We start from the raw sequence: 6,490 nt of genomic DNA, 5'->3' as shown, positions 1-6,490 counted from the left end.
CATCGCACCGATGAGGGCAAGCTCTACCTCTGCGCGATCAAGGACGTCTACTCCAACCGGATCGTCGGCTATTCCCTCGACAGCCGCATGAAGGCGTCTTTGGCGGTCACGGCCCTGCGCAGTGCGGTGGCTCGCCGGGAGACGGTGGCCGGCTGCGTGGTCCACAGCGACCGCGGCAGTCAATTTCGTGCCCGGAAGTTCGTGCACGAGCTCGCCCATCACGACCTCGTGGGGTCGATGGGTAGGGTCGGGGCGTGCGCGGACAACGCCGCCATGGAGTCCTTTTTCGCCCTGCTTCAAAAGAACGTGCTGGATCGGCAACGCTGGTCGAGCCGGGACGAGCTACGGCTGGCGATCGTGACCTGGATCGAGAAGTCCTATCACCGTCGGCGCCGCCAACGCCGCCTCGGTCGCCTCACGCCGGTCGAGTTTGAGACCATCAATCACGGCCTCAAAGCCGCCTGAAAACCATCAACCCCAAGAGTCAGGGAAAGTCGGGGCAGTCCCAACGGTAGCCAACCGTGAAGGCTCCTAGAGCCCGGCCCCACTACGGCCGCGGAGCGTGAACTCGGCTGACCCCGTGGTCGGCGTGGCAGCGAGACATCAGGGGGGAAATAACGATGGGAGAGGGGCCAAAGATTGCTGATTAAGGAGTAAATGATGTGAGTATCGACGGCAAGTCCTCCGCGTGGTTGACCACTGGCGTGAGGGCGGTTCGAGCAATGACCGAGGTCCATCCATTGGTATCGATCTTTGTGCCGCGAGCAATATCCCACTTACCACGAACTACCAGCGCTATCTTCGGTTGCTCAAGACCGATCAGCTTTCCCCGGATTTTATCGTTCATTAAGTGGCTTCCCGTTGTGTCGATCGCCCAAGTCGTACCATCTCGCCACCAAATAAAGTCTGGGTAGAACTTTGAGGAGTCACCTACTTTGATAGGCAAAGGGATGCCATAGCCAAGTTCAACACTTGCAGGGTTTCGCATCCATATACCTTCGCCCGTGGAGTCCAAAGTCCTGGCGAACAGTAGCTCATCTGGATTGAAGTCAGCGGCGGAGTACTGGGCATGCGTGGCATTAGTGAAGTCTAAAAGGTCTGAGTTGCGGGGACGGTGTTCTCCTATGGACCACGTGATTCTGTCGGGGTCAGGATCTAGCTGGTACTCCACTCGATCTTCGAAGCTGGCCGCGATCTCACTGATGAGGTTTTCGAGTTCCTCTTGGCACAGCGATGACTGACAGGACTCCTGCTCGTAGCTTGGCCCGACGATGGCATCAGGGTGGATGGCATTGAGGCATGCTCGGTTCCGCGCTAGGAGCCGACGCCGTAAGAAAATCCCATTCCGCGTTCTAGCGCTACGAAGTACGTCAATGGGGCTACTTTTAATGACTTCTTCGGCTGCGAGTGATAGGACACTCATTTGGCCTATTCCGGTGTGGTCCAGAAACTCTCGTGCCCATGGGCTGGCACCTCGGCTTCTTAGCTTCTGTTGGGCGCCGGTCATGTTAGGAGCCTTGAGAGACCATCTGGGCAGAGTCAGGTCATTGAGATCCGGCTTGGGATTGATTCCAGGAAGAGGGTTTTTCTTAGTCTTCACCCGGATCGGGATTGCGCTTGGCTCGTTTTCCGGCGCGTACAGGCGCAGTTCCTTCTTCAGATCTGCCAGAACCTGCTCGAAATTCTCCGTCGGAGTGTTTATGTAAACGGTGGCGGTGTTCAGGCGTTCAGACTCGAACGTCCGCGCGTTTGGCTGCCGCAGAATTCGCCCGATGATCTGCCGTATCCGGACGAATGAATTGGTCCTTCCGTCAAAGTACGCGACGTAGGCCTCCGGGTCATCCCATCCCTCTTGCAGTGCCTGGTTGAAGATGATGTGACGGTGCCGATCTTGGAGCTGCCCGAGACTGGATATTTTCTCGGCGTCCTCGGGGACGTCCCGAGTATTGGTGTAGATGGCGATCTGATCAGCGTCGACGCCCTTGCTGCGCAGGTAGTTCCAAATGACGACTGGTCGGGCTTCCTCGGAGGACCCACGCGGCGGATTTGATTTTTCGACGACGTAGATTGCCTTCGGTGTCACGCTTGCGTGATCTGCGAGCAGAGCCTCGTCTAGCTGTGCCATAGTGCCGAGCACAGAATCTAGATCCTCCTCAAAGCCACTGTTGTTGTCAAACAGTTCAATCGTGGTCTTCAGTAGTTCTTCTGAAACAACGTCTCGTGTTCTGACAGGTACTGTTCCGGCCTCCATGAGACTGTCCCAGTTCGGGTCAGAGGTGAGTGCTTCTCGCCACTTTTCAAACAGTTCATTCTGCACGGGAGTTGCTGAAGCTAGAAAGAACCCCATGGGCTGGAGGTTCGCCAGGATTTCAAGCTGCGTGCTCGACTGGTTGTGACTCTCATCAGAAACAATCCACAGGGGTCGTTTAAGCTGAGTACGCATCAGCTCCCATGGGGAGGTCGTACCTGACCAATCTGGCTGAGGACGGTGAAGGCTGAGCCGGGCATTCGCATCTCCGCCAGCGTTTGCTGCCTCCAATTCGTTCCAGGCTGCGGTGGTGAGTACCCAGATGGTGATCCCGGTAGGTGCCGTGAGAAAGTGCTGCCAGTCAGCTTGACTCGGAATGTCCCGCATAATTCGTACGTCGTTCGCGGGCAGGAGAGAACGGTAGCGGCCGCGGAGGTTCTTGTACGTCTGTTCTACAACGGCAGCGGACTTAGAAGTCCAAATAACAACGGCATCGCCTAAGCCGGCAACAGCATCAGCGAGCATGGGGGTCTTGCCCGAACCGGTGACAGCTCGAAGTTGACCAATGAACGGGATGGGTTGAGACCCGTATCGAGGTACGCCATGAGTAACCGAATGTCCTACCCAATTCAGTGCGGCCGCACGAAGTTTGTCCGCAGCTTCCTCCTGAAAGGCGAACAGTCTGAAGTCTTGGTCAGCCACGGCTATTTGCCTCCGCACGGATGGTCTCTTCAAGGACATTAATAGCGCCCAGCATGTCCGATTCTTCTTGCGCTGTTTCTACTAGCTGAAGGGCAACCAAAATCGCATCAGGGATCTGCCTGAAGACGAACGAGTCCGTTTCCCCTACTTGACAGGTTGATCCGTAGACACGGATGGGTTTTTTGAGGTTCAGTGCCTTCGCCTCATTAAACATCTCAACGAGGACTTCCCGGGTGATAATACTGTCTGCGCGGCCGTTCCAGTTCAAGCAGATGGCCTGTGAACGTCCGTTGGCGGCCACAACGTACTTGCCACCAATTTTCCTCATTCCTCCACCCATACCTGTAGGATCCGTCTGAAGAACCAAGCTAATAATCGCTTCCCGTTCAAGAGTCAGAATCGCATCCCGGTCAAGCTTTCGACCGGTAGTGAGGAACTCGAAGCCGTCGTTCCACCCCTCCTTCTCGATCGCAGCTCGTAGACGAGGGCCTGTAAGGGTGCGGGCATATCGGTCGCCAGGCTCGCCTTCCTCGATTAGAATGAAGCGCCGGATGCCGTTGTCGCGAGCGTTGAGTTTCATCACGGCTTCGCCGGTGCTCCCTGACCCCGCAAAGGGGTCGAGAACGAGAGCGTCAATATCTCCAGCTGCGCCAAGTATGAGTTCCAATAGCTCCACCGGCTTCGGGTGAGGGAAGCGTTTTGCTTCCTCGGGTACCAGCGCTACAAGCCTGTCTGACCCGTTGCGTCCGGGAATCGTTACCACGCTTCGAAGAGCATCAGAGGAGTCGCGAAGGTAGCGGCGAAGCTGCGCGGTTTCCGTGTGGTCCTTGCCAAAGACGATCCGGTCTTCGGCAATAAGCTTGGTCATCGATTCTTGTGGGTATCGGTAACCTTTTGGGGGTTTACGGCAGGGAATACCAGTTTTAGGGTGGAAGATGTCATAGTCGTACCCGCCCTCTTTGGTGTTTTCTAGGTGCCAATCTTTGGCCCAAGGTCCATGCTCATTAATATTCCGAAATCGGTCCATCCGCCCCACATTGACCACATCATCACCGCGGCCCGCAGCTACAGCTGTGCGATAAGCCTTTTTCTGCTCCAGTATTGCTGCGCGCCAATGGCGCTGCAGCTCGACCACATCGCTGTACTGCTTGCGCAGCTCGTCATACTTGGTGAGCAACCACTGCTTGGCCAAGCTCGTACCTTGCCAATGCTCAGCCGTTTCCTCAATGCGTTTCGCATAGCAAAGAACGTATTCATGCTCGACGGCGATTCGAGTTCGGTTATTGTCAACTGCCTGCTTCCAAACTATGACGCCGATGCGGTTCTTCTCTCCAAATATCTCGTCCATAAGTAGACCGAGCCGAAACAACTCAACATCATTGATTGAAATGAAGCAGACTCCGTGATCTGCCAACAACTCCCAGGTCAGCCATAAACGAGGACCGATGTAGTTCAACCACTTGGTATGCTTGCCGCCGTCCTCGTTGCTTACATAGACGGCATCGTCAGCACTGGCGTTCGGGTCCTTGTGCCGCCGGTCGGAGTATCGGAAATCTCCTTTGCCTGTGTTGTAAGGAGGATCAAGGTACGCGACGTCAACGGAGTCTCGATATTGCGACCGCAGAGAAACCATCGCCTGAAGGTTGTCCCCTTCAATGATCCGGTTGAGTCTTTGCTTACCGAAGGACAAATGCTCATTTGGTTCGAGTATGCGAGGAGCGGGCATCCGGGTTCGATAGGTCTTCCGGCCGTCCCAGTGGAGATACATCCCCGGACCCCCAGGGCGTGTCTCTGCTGGCGCTTCTGGTACTGCAGTCGTTTCTTGCCCATTATTCGAGCTAGCCACTCGGTGTTCTTTCGACACTTTTCTCCCACTCACACTGGTCTTCGATCAGTGTAGCTTCGCACATCGCGCAGACATTCTAAGTCATCGTCGAATCGATCCGTGCTGCACTAGAAAGTTTGCGACGCTCCAGAGGGCTTTGACGGGCTCTGAGGAGGTGGCAGAAGCCATGTGTGAAAGCGCGGCGGTCAATCATCATGCTCGGACGGGTTCTACCACTCTCCTCGAGGTGTGGCTTTGGGGTATGCCTCAACGCGTCGGCCCGTCCATCAGCGATGGCGAGCTACAGGTGCGTCCCACTGGCATTTCTGCACCGACAGCGCCTGCGGGTCTAGACCAGGTGCAACGGGGTGCGTATCGCAAGGTAAGGGATGCGAGACGTCTCACCTAGAAATTTTGCACCCGCATGTGAGGTGCAGAGGTAAGTGGCCGTTTTCTCGCAGAGGTAAATGACGCTCTCGGGATTTCCTCGGTGGCATGGACCGCGCCGTACAAGAGTTGGTGGGTCCCTGGGGTTGCGGCCGCGGGGCTCCAACCACGGGGGTCCGAAAGGTCGTGCGCCTGAGGGGCTACAGTATTGCAAAAGCGAACTGGATGGGCGTCGATGATGAAGCACCGCGCGAGAAAGTACACGTCCTTGATGGCGGCGCTCGGGCTCGCCGGGGTCGTTGCTGGTTGCAGTAGTGACACCGAGGATCTGCCAGCGTTCGACTCCTTGAATGCCACCTACCAGGCCGTCGACGAGGTCGTGGACTGCTCGGAGGACGTATCGGAGCCACCGGTGAAGTCCCCCGGATCTGGTACGGACGCAGGCGAGTCGGAGTTGTGCACCAACACGGTCGAAGTGCTGTGGTTCGACAACGACGAAGCCCGCGACGACGTCTACGAGCTCCTGGCCAGCGCGGCCGGATCCGCCGGCGCGGTGTACTTCGTGGAGGGCCGGAATTGGTTCGTCGCTGACTATTCCGAAGTACAGGCGGGCTCGGTTCCGGAGCGGGAGATCGACATGGAGCAGCTCGCGGAGGTTCTCGACGCCCAGTACACCGTGGAGCAATAGCTCTTCCTCGCCCGTGGAGTCCCGCCGCAGACTTGGAACCGTATGGGCGGGAGTACCCAGCACGGATGGCATGCGGGGTCAGCAATGACGTGTGATCGGCGGAGTGCCGTGGCGACGTGCTTCCTCGCTCAGTGGCCGATGAGGAGTGCGTCGCGGGCGGCTTCGACAACTTCGGGGGTGACGGTCTCGAGCTGGTTGATGTCCAGGATGCGTTTGATCTGGGTGAGGAGCCTGTCGAGGAGCCGGAAGTTGCCGCGGGTGATCCGTGCGATGGTGGCGATCGCGACCGTGCGGGTGAACTCATCGTCCTCGCCGGCCAGCCCGTCGGTGTGCCAGCGGCGGGCCAGCACGGCGGTGAGCTCTTCGGGGGTGAGCGGGCGGTATTCGTGGGCGAAACCTACGCGGCTGTAGAGCTGGGGGTAGCGTCCCAGGCGCTTGTCGATACCGGGCATCCCGATGAGGATCACCCCGATGGTGTGGCGGTCGTAGTAGTCGCGGACCTGTTCCAATCCGGTGGTCTTGAGCCGGTCAGCCTCGTCGATGATGAGCAGCTCGGTGAGCCCGGAGGACCGCGATTCGGGGTGCACGAACGGGTCAACCCGGCCGTGGCGGTGGTAGTCGATGGCGTAGGAGATCTGCT

Annotated in this window: 5 protein-coding genes; 2 read left to right on the top strand and 3 right to left on the bottom strand. The window is 57.7% G+C overall.

What is annotated here, in order from left to right; genetic code table 11:
* The coding region (locus ABEA06_RS13785; RefSeq protein ID WP_345311872.1) for an IS3 family transposase at window positions 1–465 on the top strand (465 nt) is incomplete at its 5' end.
* Between the two features lie 181 nt (window positions 466–646).
* Here ABEA06_RS13785 and ABEA06_RS13780 read toward each other — a convergent pair.
* Both ABEA06_RS13780 and ABEA06_RS13775 read right to left on the bottom strand, forming a co-directional pair.
* Window positions 647–2,950 (bottom strand): DEAD/DEAH box helicase, encoded by a 2,304-nt coding sequence (locus ABEA06_RS13780; protein ID WP_345311871.1) that lies wholly within the window; start codon window positions 2,948–2,950, stop codon window positions 647–649.
* The gene (locus ABEA06_RS13775; protein WP_345311870.1) at window positions 2,943–4,676 is read right to left on the bottom strand and encodes a site-specific DNA-methyltransferase; all 1,734 of its coding nucleotides are present in this window, start codon (window positions 4,674–4,676) and stop codon (window positions 2,943–2,945) included. Before ABEA06_RS13775 ends, ABEA06_RS13780 begins: the two co-directional genes overlap by 8 nt.
* Before the next feature lie 721 nt (window positions 4,677–5,397).
* Between ABEA06_RS13775 and ABEA06_RS13770 the strand changes: the two genes are divergently transcribed.
* Window positions 5,398–5,850: a hypothetical protein gene (locus tag ABEA06_RS13770; protein WP_345311869.1), complete on the top strand. Its 453-nt coding sequence runs from the start codon at window positions 5,398–5,400 to the stop codon at window positions 5,848–5,850.
* A gap of 128 nt (window positions 5,851–5,978) precedes the next feature.
* Here ABEA06_RS13770 and ABEA06_RS13765 read toward each other — a convergent pair.
* On the bottom strand, window positions 5,979–6,490 hold a 512-nt coding region (locus ABEA06_RS13765; RefSeq protein ID WP_345311868.1), incomplete at its 5' end, for an AAA family ATPase.

It is taken from the genome of Kocuria gwangalliensis (assembly GCF_039544365.1).
Lineage (GTDB): Bacteria > Actinomycetota > Actinomycetes > Actinomycetales > Micrococcaceae > Kocuria > Kocuria gwangalliensis.
Note: the sequence above shows the minus strand (reverse complement) of the source record. Positions and strands in the feature narration are given on the sequence as shown.

What these genes read in the sequence shown, in the direction of transcription:
- ABEA06_RS13775 (WP_345311870.1), bottom strand. Translation starts at nt 4,676, where the DNA reads ATGCCCGCTCCTCGCATACTCGAACCAAATGAGCATTTGTCCTTCGGT.
- ABEA06_RS13770 (WP_345311869.1), top strand. Translation starts at nt 5,398, where the DNA reads ATGATGAAGCACCGCGCGAGAAAGTACACGTCCTTGATGGCGGCGCTC.